This window comes from Amycolatopsis sacchari (assembly GCF_900114035.1).
Lineage (GTDB): Bacteria > Actinomycetota > Actinomycetes > Mycobacteriales > Pseudonocardiaceae > Amycolatopsis_E > Amycolatopsis_E sacchari.
Map to the genome: position 1 here is coordinate 285,038 of NZ_FORP01000001.1, position 17,711 is coordinate 302,748.

The following is a 17,711-nucleotide window of genomic DNA, read 5'->3' on the forward strand; positions in this document are numbered from 1 at the left end:
GCGCTCGCGCTGCCCTCCGGCGTCCCGGTCGTGCAGCGGGTCACCGATCCGCTCCCGGCAGGCCGGGTCGGCGTCGGCCCCTCCGGTGCCGTGCTCGCCCTGCCCGGCTCCTGGGCAGCGGCCCGCGTGGCGCTGCGCTTCACCGCCGAGGGCACCGAGCAGGACCCGGGCCCGCGTGTGGTGCACGCCGCCGAGCTGGGCGGCCTCGCGGTGCTCGCCGGTGCGGTCGGCCCGGACACCGAGCCCGTGCCCGACGTCCGCGCCCTGGAACGCGCCGCGTCCGAGGGTCCGTGGGTCCTCACCACACTCGTCACGGTCGCCGACAGCACGAGCCTGCGGGCCGCTGCGGCCGAACTCGTCGTCCACCACTCGACGCTGCAGGACCGCCTGGACCGGGTGGAGCACGTGCTGGGCTGGTCCGTCCGCGAGCCACGGGGGCGGCTGCGCCTGCAGCTCGCGCTGGCCCTGCGGCGGCTGCACCGGACCCCGCCGCGGTGAGCGGGGTCATGGTGCGCGGGCACGGCGACCCGGAGTAATTTCGTTAATGAGCGAAATACCGAAGGAAGGCGCGCGTGCTCGACGAGTGCAAGGCACTGGCCAACGAGACCCGGTTGCGCGTCCTGGAGTGGCTCAAGGACCCGCAGGCGAACTTCCCCGCCTGCCAGGGCGAGACGGCCGAGCTCGGGGTGTGCGTCGGGCTGATCCAGCAGAAGGCGGGCACCTCGGCGTCGACGATCTCGGCGCACCTGGCGATCCTGCACCGGGCCGGGTTCCTGCGGGCGACCCGGCGCGGGCAGTGGACGTACTACCGGCGGGACGACGAGCGCATCCGGGCCTTCACCGAACGACTTCACCGCGTCCTGTAGGCGCACGAAAGGCAGCCGCACCATGCCCACCGCACTGTCCGTACTCGACCTCGCCCCCATCGCGCCCGGCCAGACCGCGCGCGACAGCTTCGCGGCCAGCGTCGCGCTCGCCCAGGCGGCGGAGCGCAGCGGCTACACGCGGGTCTGGTACGCCGAGCACCACAACATGGCCTCGATCGCGTCGTCGGCGACGAGCGTGCTGATCGGGCACATCGCCGAGCACACCGAGACGATCCGGCTCGGCGCGGGCGGCATCATGCTGCCGAACCACTCGCCGCTGGTGATCGCCGAGCAGTTCGGCACGCTCGAGTCGCTGTTCCCCGGGCGCATCGACCTGGGCCTCGGCCGCGCGCCCGGCAGCGACCAGAACACGATGCTGGCGCTGCGGCGCGACCCGATGTCGGCCGACTCGTTCCCGCAGGACGTGCTGGAGCTGCAGGGCTTCCTCGCCGGGCGCTCGCGCGTGACGGGCGTGCAGGCGGTGCCGCGGGGTGAGGGCGTCGTGCCGCTGTACATCCTGGGCTCGTCGCTGTTCGGCGCCCAGCTCGCCGCGCAGCTCGGCCTGCCCTACGCCTTCGCGTCGCACTTCGCGCCGGACGCGCTGCACCAGGCCGTCGCCCTGTACCGCGAGAACTTCCGGCCGTCGGACCAGCTCGCCGAGCCGTACGTGATCGCCGGCGTCAACGTGTTCACCGCGGAGGACTCCGAGGAGGCGGCGGAGCAGGCGAAGGTCGCCTACCGCAACCGGACCCGGAACTTCATCTCGCGCGGTCCCGGCGGGGCCACCCTCACCGACGCCGAGGTCGACGCGTTCCTCGCCTCGCCGGGCGGGCGCCAGCTCGCGTCGATGACGAAGTACACCGCGAAGGGCACGCCCGACGAGGTGCGCGCATACCTGGAGAAGTTCGCCTCGGACGCCCAAGCCGACGAGCTGATCACCGTCCACCAGGCGATCGGCATCGAGGACCGGATCCGGTCGGTCGAGCTGACCGCCGCCGCGATGGCGCTGGAGCCCGCGCGCGGCTGAGCCCGTCCTCTGTGGACCGGTCACCGAGTGGAGGGGCCGTTCCCGGAATTCGCTCGGTGGTGGCATTGGCTCCGGTACCCGGAAGTGCCAGGCTGGACGGGTGCCGGCGCGGGCCGGCACCGAAGCTAGAGCCGAAAGCAGACGTCGCGGACCGCCGGGCAGGCTTCGCGGCAGGATCCGGGGCCGGGGTGCCACCACACCCTGCCCAGGCCTCCGGCCCCGGATCCCTGGATCCGCGAGACCCTGGATCCGCAAGGACAGGAGGCGCATCGTGCTCGAACGGCGTGGGGAGTCCGGGCCCCGGTTGCGCGTGCGGACGGGCCGTCCGGTGCCCGCGGTGGTCGTCGTCCACGTGGACGGCGAGATCGACGCGATGACGAGCCCCGAACTGGAAGCCGTGGTGCGGGAAGCGGCCGCCGCGCTGCCCGAGGTGCTGGTGCTCGACGTCCACGACGTCCGGTTCTGCGGCGCGAGCGGGGTCGGCGTGCTGCTGCGGGCGCGGGACCTCGTGGCCGCCGCGGGCGGCACGCTGCGGCTCGCCGGTGCCCCGGCCGCGGTCCGCCGCCCGCTGGAGGTGCTGGGCCTGGCCGGGGAGTTCGAGACGTGCACGCGCGCGGTCGTGACGCTGCCCGCCCCGCGCCGCCCGGTCGAGTACGACGTGTGGGACGCCGGTTTCCGGTGACGTCCGATGTGGACGGTCAGGCCTTCGGCGGCCCGCCGTTGATGGCGACCCGCTTGCCGTAGCGGGTGAACGGGTAGTAGTCGTAGGTGGCGTGGTGCTGCACGCACCGGTTGTCCCAGAACACCAGCGTGCCGGGCTGCCAGCGGACGCGGCAGGTGAGCAGCGGCCGCCCGGGCACCAGCGCGAACAGGAAGTCGAGCAGCGCGCGGCTCTCCTCGGCCGACAGCTGGGGGATGTGCGTGGTGTAGGCCGGGTTGACGTAGAGCAGCTTGCGGTCGGTCTCGGGGTGCCGCACCACCACGGGGTGTTCGTTGACGGGCATGTCGTAGCCCGGCGGCGGGGTGTGGCCGCGCCACGCGAGGCTGTTGTCGTGCACCGCCGTCAGACCGTCGAGAAAGCGCTTCATGGCGGGGGAGAGCATGTCGTAGGCGAGGTGCATGTTCGCGAACAGCGTGTCGCCGCCGCTGCCGCCCTCGGGCACCTGCGTGATGTACAGCATCGAGCCGAGTGAGGGCTCCGCGTCGGCGGAACCGTCGGTGTGCCAGCCGTTCCCGGCGACGTTCGCGGCCTCCGGGCTGGTGCTGATCTCCAGCACGTACGGGTCGCCCTCCTCGGGCGGCGGGTTGACCGGCCGCAGCTCGCCGAAGTGCCCGGCGAGGCGCTTGTGGTCGTCCTCGGAGATCCGCTGGTCGCGGAACACCAGCACGTGGTGGTCGAGGAAGGCCTGCTTGACCTCGGCGAGCTGCTCCTCGCTCAGCTCACGGGACAGGTCGAGGCCCGACACCTCGGCGCCCAGCACCGCCGTGAGGGTGGTGACCCCGATCGTGCGGTACTCCGGACGCGGCCTCGTCGTGATCCGCGCGACGGCGTCCAGTTCGTACTGTTCCATGGGTTTCCTTCCCTTCACGGCTCGCCGAGGGTCGCGGCGAGCGTCCGGACGTGGGGCGGTTCGAGCAGCTCGTAGTGCGTCGTGTCCAGGTGGTGCCACTCGCACCCGCCGGTCAGCAGGTCCTGCCACGGCTCCGGCCGCTGGGGGACGGCGGGCAGCCCGTCGGTGGGGCGGGTGGCGAACCAGAGGCGCGAGGGCGTCGCGGCCAGGCGTGGCAACCGGTGCGTGGCCATGCTGGCGAGGTTGGCGCGGCAGCAGCGGGCGAGGCGTTCGGCGTAGGCCTGCGCAGGGGCCTCGGCACTGCCCAGTTCGAGGGCGAACACCCTCGCCAGCTCGGTTTCGTCGTACTGGCCCAGTGCGTGCCCGGCGTCGGGCGCGGGCGGGTCGAACAGGTGCAGCGCGGCGACGGGTCGTCCGGCGGCTTCGGCCTCGGCGGCCATGCCGAGCGCGACCCACGAGCCGAACGACCAGCCGCCCAGCTGCCACCGCCATTCGTCGTCGGGGAAACGGGACTGCAGCGCGGCGTGGTAGCGGCGGGCCCGTTCGGCGAGCGGCCACTCCGGTGGCACGGGCGCGCGCAGGGCGGGGTCGGCGATGAGGCACACGGTGAGCCGCGGGTCCAGGGCCGCCACCAGCGGGCGGTAGGCCTGGATGTCCCCGCCGACCGGGTGGACGAGGCACAGCACGTCCCGGCCGGTCCCGTGCTGCCACACCTCGACCCGCACGTCCTCGGTGCCGGCGGCCCCGGCCGCGGCTTCGGAGATCCGGGCGAGGAGGCCGGTGAGCGTCACCTCGGGGCCCAGCCAGGACAGGTCCAGGTCGACGCCGAAGTGCCGCTTCACGGTTTCGACGAGGTCGAGCATGGTCAGGGAGTCGGCGCCGAGGTCGGTCAGGGGCACCTCGGGATCCAGCTCGTCGACGCCCAGCGCCGAACGGAGTTCACGGGCCAGCACGTCGCCGGTGGCCTCGGCGGGCTCGACGGCGGGGGCGTCCGTGGCGGGGGAGTAGAACGCCCGCGCCGCGTCGAGGTCCACAGTGGACACCAGGACGTGGGGCACCCGCGCGGACAGCGCACGGGCGAACATCCGCTGCCCCTCCTCGACGGTCAGCCCGACGGCGAGGTGCGCCTGGTGTCGCCGGTCGCCCGCCAGTGCGTCCACGGCCATACCGGTTTCGCGCCACACGTCCCACGCGATGCTCAACCGTTCGGTCGGCTCCTCGGGCCGGTGCTGCGCGAACGAGTCGAGCACGCCGTTGGCCGCCGCGTAGTCCAGCTGCCCGAGCCCGCCGAACCGGGCCGCCATGGAGGAGCAGTAGACGGCGAGCGCAGGCTGGTAGCGCTCGATGAGCTCCTCCACCACGAGCACGCCCTGCAGCTTCGCCGCCGTGCCCTGGTGCGCGGTGGCGGGATCGCGGTGGCTGAGCAGGCCGCCCGCCGCCGTTCCGGCCGCGTGCACGACGGTGTCGAGCCGTGGGCCGATCAGCGTGGCGAGGTCGGCTCCGGTGGCGAGGTCTGCGGTGAGCAGGCCGATGCGGTCGGCCCACTGCTCCAGTTCAACGGGAAGCCGTGGGTGGCGGGCGAGCAGCAGCACGCGGCCGGGGGTGTGGGTGAGTAGCCACGATGCGATCGCGCTGCCGATCCCGCCTGTGCCGCCGAGGACGAGGTGTACGGCGGCCGGGTCGAGGGACACCGGAATAGTGTCCGAAGTGGACAATTGCGTCGTCGTTTCGGTCCACCAGTACCCTTGGCGCAGCGCGGCCCGTTCCGGCGGCGGGGTGCCGGTGACCAGGCCCGCGATCGCGGGTGCCCAGCGCCCGAGTTCCCGGTCCGGCAGGTCGAGCCAGTGCCCCGGTATGCGCGTCTCCTGCGGGCCGACCGCGGCGATCCCGGCGAGCAGCCCCGGCCAGGGGTTCCGGACTTCGCCGTCCGCGGGTAGCGCTCCCCAGGACAGCCACCACGTGCGCAACCGTCCCGCGACCGGCTTCCCGGCGGCCGCGCGCAGGAGCGCGGCCGGGGTGTCGAGGCAGGCCCAGCGGGCGTCGCCGTCGAGGGGCAGGGCGTGCAGCCAGTCCAGCCCTTCGGCGTCGTCGAGGGCGTCGAGGAGGTGGCCCAGCGACACCGGATCTGCCGGATCGACTTCGAAGGCGTCCGGCCCGCGCTGGGCGAACCCGGAGCCGGGCGTCACGCGCACGACACGCGAAAAGTGCTGGTCGAACGCGTCCGGAGACGGGTTCGCCGACATGAGCACGGCGGTGCGAGGGCTGCGCGCGGGTGTGCTCGCCCGGCGGAGGCGGGTCCACGTCGGCTGGTGGAGCCAGTCGGATTCCGGGCGGCGCAGGGGACCTTCGGTGGGGCGGAAGTGGTAGTCGGCGAGGTCGAAGGCCGGGGGCGGGAAGTTCCACGGCGCAGGCGCCGGTCCGTCTGGCCAGGTGATCGTGTGCCCGGCGAGCCACGCGTCCGCCAGCTCGGCGGGCGAATGGTTCTCGGCGGCAATGGTGTCTTGCGGGGTCACGAAAACCGGCTCGGCCGAGCGCAGCCACGCGGTCGCCGAGGTGGGGTCGGGACAGGCGGAGGCGAGGCGCCAGCGGTGAATGGTGCGCCCGGCCTGCAGGTGCCGCAGCACCTGGGGGTAGCTGTCGGGGTGGGCCTCGAGGTGGTCGGCGATGCGGGCGGCGTCCGTGCGCAGGGCCGTCTCGCTGCTGGCCGAGAGGACCAAGCAGCCTGGTGCCGACCGCGGGTTTTCCGTCGCGGGTCCCGCTTCCAGCACCACATGGGCGTTCGTCCCGCCGATGCCGAAGCTGCTCACGGCCGCGACCCGCTCCCGGTCCGCGGGCCACGGGCGGGCCTCCGCCGGCACGAAGAACGGCTCGAAGTCCGCGCCGAACCGAGGGTTGGGCGCGCGGAAGCCGGGCGTGGGCGGCAGGACGCCGTGGTGCACGGCGAGGGTCGCCCGCACCAGGCCGACCACGCCCGCGGCGGCGCCGAGGTGCCCGAGCTGGCTTTTGACCGTGGACAACGCCGTGCGCCCCGGCTCGGTCTCGCCGAGCGCCTGCCGCAGCGCGCTCACCTCGACCGGATCGCCGAGCCGCGTGCCGGTGCCGTGCGCCTCCACGTACGCCACTTCACCACCGCTGCGGCCACTGCGCCGCAGCGCGGTGCGGATGACCTCGCGCTGGCCCGCGACCGACGGGGCGCCGTAGCCGAGTTTCGCGGCACCGTCGTTGTTGATCGCCGAGCCGGTGAGCACCGAGTAGACCGTGTCGCCCTCCTCACGGGCGCGGCTGAGCGGCTTGAGCACGACGATCCCGGCGCCGCTCGCCCCGACCGTGCCGGTCGCGTCGTCGCCGAACGACCGGCAGTACCCGTCCTCGGAGAAGATGTGCTGCGGCCGGTACCGGTAGCCCTCCCACAGCGTCGGATCGACGAGGACACCGCCCGCGAGCACCACGTCCGCGTCGTCCTGCCGCAGCAGCCCGGCGGCGAGGTGCACGGCGACGAGCGAGCTGGAGCACGCGGACTGCGCGGTGAACGCCGGGCCGGTGAGGCCGAGGTGGTAGGCCGCCTTGGTGGCGAGGAAGTCCTTGTCGTGGTGCAGCGCGAGCTGGAACGGATCGGGCAGCTGCCCGGGATCGGCTTCGCGCAGCATGGTCTGGAAGTAGGTGTTCTCGCCGCAGCCCGCGACGAGCCCCACCCGGGCCGTCGACGGGTCGGCGATTCCGGCGTGGGCGAGCGCCTGCACGCAGGTGAGCAGCAGCTGGCGCTGCTGCGGGTCCATCAGCGCGGCGTCGCGTGGGCTGATGCCGAAGTGCGCGGGGTCGAAGCCCAGCGGATCGGCGAGCCGGGAGCGGGCGCCGACGAGGCCGTCGGGCGCGTCGAAGTGCTCGATGCCGCTGCCGCCCGTGCGCACCAGGTCCCAGAACGCGGCCAGGTCCGGGGCGCCGGGCAGCCGGACGGCCATGCCGATCACCGCGACGGGCTCGTCCTGCGGGGCCCGCTGTGCGCGTTCGGCTTGCAGTGCCGCACCTTCGAGGAACCGGGCCAGTGCGCGGATCGTGACGTGCTCGAACAGGTCCGCGACGGTGAAGTCCAGGCCGAGTTCGGCGGTGGCGCGCAGCTGGAAGCGCATCAGCGCGAGGCTGGACGCTCCGGCCGCGAAGAACGTCTCGTCCGGTTCGGCGGCGGATCCGGTGACCTCCTGGAACACCGCGGCGAGGCGGGCTTCCAGCGGGCTGCGCGCGGTGGCCGGTGCCGCGCGGCGCAGGTCCTGTCCGGGCGCGTGCGGTGCCGCGGCCCGGTCCACCTTCCCGCTCGGTGTGCGGGGCAACTCCGGCAGGACGCGGAACCGGTCCACGCGCAGGTGGGCGGGCAGTAGCGGCGCGAGGTGCGCGCGCAGCTCGTCAACGCTCGGCGCCTCGTCACGGACCTGCAGGCAGGCCACGAGCTGGTCTCCGTCTCGGGCGACGACGGCGTTGACGACGCCCGGATGCCGCAGCAGCGCTGTTTCCAGCTGTCCTGGTTCGACGCGGTAACCGCTGATCTTGAGCTGGTCGTCGGCCCGGCCGGCGAAGTGGAACAGCCCGTCCTCGTCGAGATGGGCGAGATCGCCGCTGCGGTAGTACGAATCGGCCGTGAACCGGCGCTCGTTGAGCGCGTCGTCGCCGAGGTAACACCGGCGGACGAAAGGACCGCCGATGAGGAGCTCGCCGACCTGCCCCGGCGGGAGGTTCTCGCCGTCGGCGTCCACCACCCGGAACACGGTGTTGGCGATCGGCCGCCCGATCGCGGGGCGGTCGGGCCACCGCGCTGGATCGCCATCGAGGCACAGGCCGCTGACGACGTGCGTCTCGGTCGGGCCGTAGTGGTTGAACAGGCGCGCACCGGGCAGGCCCGCGAACCAGCGGCGGAGGGCATCGGTGCACACCAGCTGTTCCCCAGCGGTGATCACCTCACGCAGGCGCGACGGGTACCGGCCGAGCCGCACCCCGTGCTCGGCCAGCAGCTGCAACGCGACGGAGGGCAGGAACAGCCGTTCGACGCCCGCCGATTCCAGCTGCGCCAGCAGTGCGGGCAGGTCCTGCCGCCAGCCGGGGCGCACGAGGTGCAGGCAGCCGCCGCCACACAGGGTGCCGAAGATCTCCTGGAACGACACGTCGAACGACAGCATCGAGAACTGCTGTGTCACGGCGGGCGCGCCGAGGCCGCCCTCGGTGGCCTGCCATTGCAGCAGGTTGGCGAGGGTGCGGTCCCAGACCCGCACGCCCTTGGGCACACCGGTCGAGCCGGACGTGAAGAGCGTGTAGAGCGGGCGGTGGCCCTCGTGTGGCGGGAGCGGGGGTGTTCCAGCCGTGGACAACGAGATCCGGTGGCGCCGGACGCCGGGGTCGAGCGCGTCGAACGCCGCCTCGTCCTCCTCGCGCAGCAGGACGCACAGCGGTCCGACCTGGTCGAGGACCTCCCGCAGCAGGGCGGGTGGGTACGCCGGGTCGAGGGGCACCGCGGTGAGGTTGAGCTTGGCCAGTGCCAGCAGCGCCACCACGTGCTCGACCGACGGCGTGCAGAACAACGCCACGTGAGCCTGGTCGTCGTGGGGTAGCGCGGCCAGTTCCGCGGCCAGCGCGGAGGCGTAGGCGTCGAGGCGGGCGTAGGAGATCGGCTCGCCGTCGTGCACCGCGGGCGCGTCGGGCGTGGCGGCGACCTGGCGGGCGAAAACCTCGGCGATCGTGGTGTAGGCCAACGGCATCTCCGGGCCGCGCACGTCCTGCCGGTACGGGGCGGCGAGCTGCCTCGGGGTCGCGGTTCCGGCGAGCGCGTCCAGTGCGCGGGGAAACAGGTCGGCCATCGCGGCGATCTGCGCTTCGCTGAACCGGTCGTCCGCGTACTCCCACAGGCAGTCGAAACCGTCGCCGCGGTCCACCACCGACATCGTCACCGCGTACTTCGCCTCGCCCGGTACCGTCCACACAGGACTGACGTCGCAGCCGGGCAGTGTCAGTGCGTCGAAATCGGTGTTCTCCAGGACGAACAGGAACTCGGGCGGAGCCGCGACGTCGAGCAGGTCGGCCAGCGCGACGTCCTGCCGGCCGAGCACCGTGCGGCTCACCGCCGCCAGCTGCTCCAGCTGCGTGCGCAGGTCCTGCTCCGGATCGACGGACAGCGGCAGCAGCACGGTGTTCGCGAACATGCCCACGCTGTCACCGAACTCCCGCACGGGCCGGTTCGTGACGGGCGCGCCGACGCCCAGATCGGTCCGCCCCGTGACGGCGTAGAGGCTCCACGCGAACACCGCCAGCAGCAGCTGGAACCGGGTCAGGCCCAGCTCGGCGCACAACTCGTCCACGCGCTGGTGGGGGAGTGCCCGGTGCAGCAGCCGGGCGGGCGGGAACGCTCGGGACGGCGGCACGGGCTCGCGTTCCCTAACGTCGTGAAAGGCGCGGAGTTCGTCCCGCTGGCGGGTGTAGCCGGACGTGGCGAACCACTGCTGCTGCCAGGGAGCGAAATCGAGGGGAGTGTGCGGCGGGTCGGGCAGCGTTTCGCCGGTGTACGCGGCGGACAACTCACGCAGCAGCACGTTCACCGACCAGCCGTCGACGGCGATGTGATGCAGGCGCAGCAGCAGGAACCCCCCGTTGTCGTCGGGTAGGAAGCAGGCCGCGAACATCCGCGGCTCGGCGAGGTCGAACGGCTTCGCGAAGAAGGCCTCGGAGGAAGCGCTTTCCTCCCACGGGTCGTACGGCTCGCCCACCACCTGCCGCAGGCCCTCGGATGTGGCGGTGAAACCGGTGCGCAGGGCGACATGCCGTTCGACGAGGGTGCGTACTGCCTGCCGGAGTGCCGGGACGTGGACCTCGCCGTCGAGGCGGAACGTGAAGGCCACGTCGTAGGCGCGCGAGCCTCCCTGCTGGAGCAACCACAGCCGCTGCTGCTCGCTGGTCGCGGGCGCGGACAACGCGGCCGAGGGGGCAGGCACGACAGGGTGTTCCGGCCCGCGGGACCGCGCGGCGTCGATCGCGGCGGCCAGCCCGGCGAAATCCTCGTCGAGCACGGTGGAGAGCGGGACGTCGCAGCCCCAGCGCCGCTGGATCGCGAACCGCAGCGCCAGCGCCTTGAGCGAGTCGCCCCCGGCGGCGACCCACCGGTCGGCGAGCCGCGGCGGCACCCCCAGCACCTCCTCGGCGAGATCGAGCACCTCGCGCTGCCAGTCCGTCGCTTCCTGACCGGCAGCGGCCGGGCGCCAAGGTTCACCGCCGTGGCGCAGCAGGGCGGCTTCGTCGGTCTTCCCGTTGGGAGTGCGGGGAAAGGTGTCCACCACGTACACGTGGTGCGGGCGCAGGTAGCCGGGCAGCGTCGCCGACACGTGTTCCTCGAACGACTCGAAGGACAACGCTTCCCCGAGCACGAGGTACGCCAGCAGCTCGAGCGGACCGTCCTCGGCGGCGCGGCGGGTGACGACGTGTGCCTGCCGGATGGCCGGGTGCGCCAGCAGCCGGTGCTCGATCTCGCCGGGCTCGACGCGGAAGCCCCGCACCTTCACCTGCCGGTCGGTCCGTCCGATGTAGACGATCGCGCCGTCGGGTTCGGCGCGCACCAGGTCGCCGGTCCGGTACAGCCGATCGCCGCCCCGCCACGGCAGGCGCACGAACTTCGCGGCGGTCTCGTCCGGGAGGTTGCGGTACCCGGCGGCCAGACCGTCGCCCGCGAGGTACAGCTCGGCCGTCTCCCCGGGTTCGGCGAGGCGGTCCTCACCGGGCGCGACCAGGACCGCTTCCGTGCCGGGCAGCGGGTGCCCGATCGGCACGACGTCCCCGGCGAAGTCGCGGGGGATGGCCTGGCAGACGGCGAAAGTGGTGGTCTCCGTCGGGCCGTAGATGTTGTACAGCTTGGTGGTGCTCGTGGAGTTGTGCCGGTACCAGTGCTGCATCATCCGAGCGCTGAGCTGCTCACCGCCGACGAGAACCTGCCGCGTCGTCGCGAAGCACTCCGGTACCACGGCGGCGACGGCGTTGAACAACGCGGTGGTCACGAACACGGTGTCCACGCGCTGCCGGACGAGTGCCGCCGCGAACGCCCCGGGGTCCCGCACGGTCGCGGCGTCGAGGACGACGCACGTGCCGCCGGTGAGCAGCGGCACCCACACCTCGAAGCTCAGCGCGTCGAATGCGGGGTTGGCCAGGCAGGCGTAGCGTGCGCCGTCCTCGATCTCGATGTAGCCGGGCCGGGCGAGCCGCAGGATGCCGGCCTCTCGGACCTCGACACCCTTCGGCTGGCCTGTCGTGCCGGAGGTGTAGAAGAGGAACGACACGGCGGCGGGCGGTGCGGGCGGCTCCATGACGGGTGGGGCCGCCAGCAGTTCGTCCGCGCTGAGCGCGGGCTCGGTGTCGGACACGAGCACCACGCTGCCGGAGTCGGCGAGGATGTGCTGTCGCCGGTCCGGCGGGCTGTCGACGTCCAGCGGGACGACCCGCGCACCGAGCCGGAGGATCCCGAGCATCGTGCAGATCAGCTGCCACGAGCGCGGCAGTGCGACGGCCACCGCCTGCCCCGGCCGGACCCCGGCGTGGAGCAGTCCATTCGCGACGGACGCGGCGGCGTTGTCGAGGGTCTGGTAGTCCAGCTCGCGGTTGCCGTCGACCACGGCGATCGCGGAGGGCGTGCGCTGGGCCCGTTCGTGCACCGCCTGGGCGATCGCCATCACACCTCCACCGCGACGGCCGCGAGCCGGGTCAGCTGGTGCGTGATCGCCCCGGCCACGACGGGCAGCCCGGCGCTTTCCAGCAGGTCCCAGTGCCCGCAGCCGACCGGCACCACCCGCAGCCCGCCGTGTGCGCGCTGCCGCCAGAACGCCTCGCCGGGCGGGGTGTCGTCGGCCGTGGCCTCCACGAACACCAGCGGGGCCGAGGTCGGTGGCGGCTCGTACGCCCCGGCGGTGAGCCGGTTGTGGTTGTAGATCCGGAAGTAGCGCTCCACCTGGTCGTCCTCGATGCCCGGGTACATGCCGTTGAAGCGGATCAGCTTGTCCCGGAACTCCGCCATCGACACCGGTTCGGCCTCCGCTCCCTCGCTGGACCGCGTGTCGAGCAGGACCACGCTCACCCGCTCGTGCCCGGACGACGCGAGCCGCCGCCCCATCTCGTGCGCGACGAGACCGCCGTAGGACAGTCCACTAAGGACGATCGTTTCGTCCGGCCGCGGTCCGACGAGCCGCAGGTACTCCTCGGCCATGGCTTCGACCGTGGGAAGCGGCGTCTCACCCGGCTCGATGCCGGGTGCCTGGAGACCCAGCACCCCCACCGACGGCGGCAGCGCGGCGCTCAGGGGCAGGTAGCAGAACGCCGTCCCGCCCGCGGGGTGCACGCACACGACCCGGCTCCGCCCGTCGCCGGGCCGGAACTCGATGAGGCTGCCGGTCCCACCGGGCGGGACTTCGCGGCGGACCCGGGCGGCGAGTGCTTCGATCGTGCGGTGCAGCAGGATGTCGCGGATCGGCAGCGGGACGCCGAACTCCGCGGCCGCCGCGTGGGAGACCTTCACCGCCGAGACCGACGTCCCGCCGAGGTCGAAGAAGTCGTCGGTGATGCCGAACGCCGGATGCCGCAGCACACGGGACCAGATGCGGTGCAGGGTCAGTTCGACGTGGTCACGGGGACTGGCGGTGTTGACCCGGGGCGGCACGGCGCCGCGGGCCGCCGTCAGCAGGGCAGCGCGGTCGAGCTTCCCGTTGGGTGCCAGGGGAAGGCGGGGGAGTTCGACGAAGACCGACGGCAGCATGTAGTCGGGCAGGTGCGCGGTAAGCGCTTCCCGCCACTGCGCGGCGCTCCGTCCGGTGCCGCCCGCGACACCCGCGACCAGCCGCGCGTCACCGTCTTCGCGGTCGGCGAGCACGGCGGCCTCGCGGACACCGGGCAGCGCCAGCAACGCGGCCTCGACCTCGCCCGGCTCGATGCGGAAACCCCGCACCTTCAGCTGGTCGTCACGGCGGCCCGCGAACTCGGCGTTGCCGTCGGACCGCCACCGGGCGAGGTCACCGGTGCGGTACATGCGCTCGCCCGGGACGAACGGGTCGGGCACGAACCGCTCCGCCGTCAGCTCGGGCCTGCCCAGGTAGCCGCTCGCCAGGCACGCCCCGGCGAGGAACACCTCACCGGTGACGCCGGGCGGCACCGGTCGGAGGTGCTCATCGAGCAGGTAGAGGCGCGTGCCGGCGAGCGGTCTGCCGATCGGCGCGGGCCGCTCCACGGCATCGAAGCGGGTGCAGGAGGTCGCGTAGACCGTGGCTTCGGTGGGACCGTAGCCGAAGCAGATCTCCAGCCCCGGCAGGACTTCCCGCATGCGGGCGAGCGCGGACTCCGGAAGGGACTCCACTCCGGTCAGCACACGGCGCAACGCCAGCCCGGCCAGGCGCGCGTGCGGGTCCTCGTCGATCCAGCGGACGAACGACGGCGGCAGGAACGCGTGCACCACGCGGGATTCCCGCATCCAGGCCAGCACCTCGGCGGGGTCGCGCCGGATCTCCTCCGGGACGAGGTGCAGTTCGGCGCCGGTGGTCAGCGGCACCAGCAACTCGTGCACCGACGCGTCGAACCCCGTGCTGGACCACGCCGAAACCGCTTCGCCCGGCGTGGTGCCGAACCGCTCCGCCCAGTCGTCGAGGAGGTTGAGCACCGCCCGGTGCGGTACCGCCACCCCCTTGGGACGGCCGGTGGACCCCGACGTGTAGATGACGTAGGCGATCCGTTCCGGGTCGTCGTCCACGGTCGGCGCTATGTCCACAGTGGACGGCGGGTCCGCCAGGTCCGCCGCGTCCAGCACGAGCGCCGCGTCGGCGGCCATCGCGGCCAGCCGGGCAGGTGGTTGCGCGGGGTCCAGCGGCAGGTACGCGGCCCCCGCCTTGAGCACCCCGAGCAGCCCCACCAGCAGCTCGGGCGACCGGGCGGCGGGCACTGCGACGACCTGACCAGGCCGCACCCCGCGGTCAAGAAGCGTGTGCGCAAGCCGGTTCGCCCGCCGGTCCAGTTCGGCGTAACTGAGCCGGGAACCGCCGCTGACGACCGCGGTCCGGTCGCCGTCCTGCCGGGCGTGGGCCTCGAAGCGGGCGACGAGTCCGCCGGGGCGGGGTTCCGGCGTGGGGCCGGTGCTCCAGGTGGCGAGCAGTTCCCGCCGTTCCGCGTCGTCGAGCAGCTGGATGTCGTCCACGGCTTCCCGCGCGACCAGCCGGGTGAGCACGCGGAGGTAGTAGCGGACGTACCGTTCGGCGGTCGCGCGGTCGAACAACGCCGTGGCGTAGTCGAGGTAGCCGACCAGCTGCTCGCCTTCTTCGGCCAGCGCGAGTGTGAGGTCGCACTTGGCGGGCGCTTCGGTCAGGTCCAGCGGCGTCACGTCGAGGCCGGGCACCTCCAGCACGCCGCGCAACGACGGGATCCAGGCGACCATCGTCTGGTACAGCGGGTTGTACGCGGGGCTGCGTGGTGGGTTGACCAGCTCCACGACACGCTCGAACGGCAGCCCGGAGTGGTCCAGACCGGCACGCACGGTCGCCCTGGTCCGCGCGAGCAGCCCGGCGGTCGTGGGGGAGCCGGACAGGTCTAGGCGCACCGCGAGGGTGTTGACGAGGTGACCCAGCAGGTTCGCCGCCCGGGCATCACGGTTGGCGGTCGGGACGCCGATCACCAGATCGTCCTGTCCGGACAGCCGGGCCAGGAGGACCGCCCAGCCCGCGAGCAGGACTGAGTACGGCGTGACGGCGGTGTCCCGCGCAAGCGCCCGCAGGCCTGCGTTGAGGTTCGCGTTGACGACCACGGGCACGCGTCCGCCGCGGTGGTCCTGTTCTGGCGGACGCGGGCGGTCGGTGGGCAGGTCCAGCACGGGAGGGGCACCGGCGAGCTGCCGGGCCCAGTAGGTGCCCTGGCGGGCCGGTTCGTCCCCGGCCAGCCACTCGTCCTGCCGGCGCGAGTGGTCGGAGTACTGCCACGTCAACGGCGGCAGCGTCTCCCCGCGGTAGCACGCGGCGAGTTCGCGCAGCAGGAGGCTCTGGGACCAGCCGTCGAACACGACGTGGTGCGCGGTCAGGACCAGCACGAATTCGTCGGGACCGAGGATGGTCAGGCAGCCACGGGCGAGCGGCCCGCTTTCGACGTCGAACGGCGCGCTGGCCGTCTCCCGCACCAGTTCTCCGGCGCGCGCCTGAGGTGTGGGGTGGCCCGTCAGGTTCACCACACGCAGCGGGAAACCGCTTCCCGGCGGCTCGATCACCTGTCGCGGCTCGCCGTCGATGGTCAGCAGACGTGTGCGCAGTACCTGGTGGCGCGCGGCGAGTGTGTCCAGTGCCGCCGCGAGTGCGCCGACGTCGAGCGGGCCGCGGAGGCGGAACGGCATCACCTCGTTGTAGGCGGCCTTCGCCGCGTCCAGCTGCGCCAGAGCCCACAACCGCCGCTGCGCCGGGGACAGCGGGGCGGTTTCCTGGGCGGGGACAGGGCTGTGGGACATGCGCGTGAACCGTCCTTCCGGCACCTTCTCGGACCGCCGGAACGTCGTCGGTTCGGCCGCGGTTCGCCGGATGCCTTCGCGTTCGGTGAGAGTTCAACCGGCTGACTGCTGAAGGTAACCGGCCGTGTCGGAAAAGTGGCCCCCGTGCCCGGGATCACTGCCCGATGACCCCGGCACGCCCGCCCGGACACCCCTGGCGCGGGCCGGGGAATTAGGCCGTGCGGGCGATCGCCGCCACGACCGCGCCGGTGAACTCGCGGGTCCCCGCGGAGCCGCCGAGGTCGGCCGTCGCGACGCCCGCGCGGAAGGTCTCCGCCACCGCCGTCTCGATCAGCCGGGCGGCGGCGCGCGGCATGGCGTCGTCGTGCCGCGCGGCGAGCCAGCCGAGCAACATCGCGGCCGAGAGGATCATCGCCGCCGGGTTGGCGGCGTCCGTTCCGGCGAGGTCCGGGGCCGACCCGTGGGTCGCCTGCGCCATCGCGCGCTCGGCGGAGGCGTTGATCGACGGGGCGATGCCCAGCGAGCCCGCGAGCTCCGCGGTGAGGTCGGAAAGGATGTCGCCGAACATGTTCTCCGTGACGAGCACGTCGAACTCCGGGGCGCGGCGCAGCAGGTGCACCGTCATGGCGTCGATGTGCTCGTCGTCCACCGCCACGTCGGGGTACTGCCCGGCGACCTCACGGCACACCCGCAGGAACAGCCCGCTCGTCAGCTGCAGCACGTTGGCCTTGTGGACGATCGTGACGCGGCGCCGGCGGGTCCGCGCCAGCCGGAACGCCTCGTGCGCGATGCGCTCGACGGCCGCACGCGTGAAGATGCCGTGGGCGATCGCCACGTCGGGCGTCGGCATGAACTCGCCCGCGCCCGCGTAGGTGTTGCGGTCGGCGTAGAAGCCTTCGGTGTTCTCCCGGACCACGACGAGGTCGGTGCCCGCGACGCGCGCGTGCGTGCCCTCGAACGCCTTCGCGGGGCGGATGTTGGCGAACAGGCCGAAGTGCTTGCGGATGGTGCCGCTGGGGTTGAGCCGTGAGCGGTGCGGCTCGGGGTACGCGGCGTTGTCGTGCGGCCCGAGCAGCCAGCCGTCGAGCCCGGCCAGCGCCGTCAGCGTGTCCTCGGGCAGCGGCGTGCCGTGCCGTTCGATCGCCGCGAAACCGACCGGCAGCGGCACCCACTCGACGGGCTCACCGCCGGCGGCCGCGACCGCGGCGTCCACGACCCGCACCGCCGCGGGCACGATCTCGGGCCCGATCCCGTCCCCGTCGAGGACTCCCAGCCGGAGCACGTGTCAGAACTCGTCGGAGCCGGCGCCGAGCTCGTGCTCCAGGGCGTCGGCCCTGGCCACGACCGAGCGCAGCGGCCGCCCGAACTCCTCCTCCAGGTGCAGCGACGCCAGCGGCACGGTGTGCTTGACCAGGGCCACCCCGTCGACGACGGCGGCGCCCCCCACCGGCGACGTGCCGGCCAGCTCCAGCAGGCGGCGCAGGTCGATCTTGTCGGCCCAGCCGACCGGGGACGAGATCTCGGCGCACGGCGCGCCCTCGACGTCGGGCAGGTAGTGCACCGCGACCTGCTGCGTCCGGCCGCCCCCGGTGTCGACGCGGAACCGCAGCCAGTGCTCCGTCTCCTCCAGCACCTCGTACCGGACACGCACGTAGTTGATCACGTCGGCCCAGACCGTCACCTTCGCCGCCTTTCGCCTGCCGGTTCGCGGCCGTCAGCTTAACCGCCGCCGGGCGCCCCGGCCGGGACGACGAGGCGCGTCCCCC

9 protein-coding genes are annotated in these 17,711 nt (G+C 73.2%); 4 read left to right on the forward strand and 5 right to left on the reverse strand.

Annotated elements, in window-relative coordinates:
• Window positions 1-30: 30 nt before the first annotated feature.
• The 4 genes from BMZ92_RS37950 (at window position 31) to BMZ92_RS01440 (ending at window position 2,575) form a co-directional block, all read left to right on the forward strand.
• A complete protein-coding gene (locus tag BMZ92_RS37950; RefSeq protein WP_245782825.1) occupies window positions 31-498 on the forward strand; it encodes a helix-turn-helix domain-containing protein in 468 nt (155 codons plus the stop codon).
• A 74-nt stretch (window positions 499-572) separates the two neighbouring features.
• Window positions 573-866, forward strand: coding sequence for an ArsR/SmtB family transcription factor (locus BMZ92_RS01430; protein ID WP_091503729.1), 294 nt, complete (start codon window positions 573-575; stop codon window positions 864-866).
• A 22-nt stretch (window positions 867-888) separates the two neighbouring features.
• Window positions 889-1,893 (forward strand): LLM class flavin-dependent oxidoreductase, encoded by a 1,005-nt coding sequence (locus tag BMZ92_RS01435; RefSeq protein WP_091503730.1) that lies wholly within the window; start codon window positions 889-891, stop codon window positions 1,891-1,893.
• Between the two features lie 271 nt (window positions 1,894-2,164).
• Window positions 2,165-2,575: an STAS domain-containing protein gene (locus BMZ92_RS01440; protein WP_091503732.1), complete on the forward strand. Its 411-nt coding sequence runs from the start codon at window positions 2,165-2,167 to the stop codon at window positions 2,573-2,575.
• A 16-nt stretch (window positions 2,576-2,591) separates the two neighbouring features.
• Here the strand turns inward: BMZ92_RS01440 and BMZ92_RS01445 are convergent, their stop codons facing one another.
• From BMZ92_RS01445 to BMZ92_RS01465, 5 genes are all read right to left on the reverse strand, one after another.
• Entirely contained in the window at window positions 2,592-3,464 is an 873-nt protein-coding gene (locus BMZ92_RS01445; RefSeq protein ID WP_091503734.1) for a TauD/TfdA dioxygenase family protein, read from the reverse strand.
• Between the two features lie 14 nt (window positions 3,465-3,478).
• A complete protein-coding gene (locus BMZ92_RS01450; RefSeq protein WP_091503736.1) occupies window positions 3,479-12,154 on the reverse strand; it encodes a non-ribosomal peptide synthetase in 8,676 nt (2,891 codons plus the stop codon).
• Entirely contained in the window at window positions 12,154-15,945 is a 3,792-nt protein-coding gene (locus BMZ92_RS01455) for a non-ribosomal peptide synthetase (RefSeq protein ID WP_091503737.1), read from the reverse strand. Before BMZ92_RS01455 ends, BMZ92_RS01450 begins: the two co-directional genes overlap by 1 nt.
• A gap of 211 nt (window positions 15,946-16,156) precedes the next feature.
• The gene (locus tag BMZ92_RS01460; protein ID WP_091503739.1) at window positions 16,157-17,227 is read right to left on the reverse strand and encodes an isocitrate/isopropylmalate dehydrogenase family protein; all 1,071 of its coding nucleotides are present in this window, start codon (window positions 17,225-17,227) and stop codon (window positions 16,157-16,159) included.
• 3 nt (window positions 17,228-17,230) lie between these two features.
• Window positions 17,231-17,626 carry a hypothetical protein gene (locus BMZ92_RS01465; RefSeq protein ID WP_091503741.1) on the reverse strand — a complete coding sequence of 132 codons (396 nt, stop codon included), beginning with the start codon at window positions 17,624-17,626 and terminating at the stop codon, window positions 17,231-17,233.
• Between the last annotated feature and the right edge of the window lie 85 nt (window positions 17,627-17,711).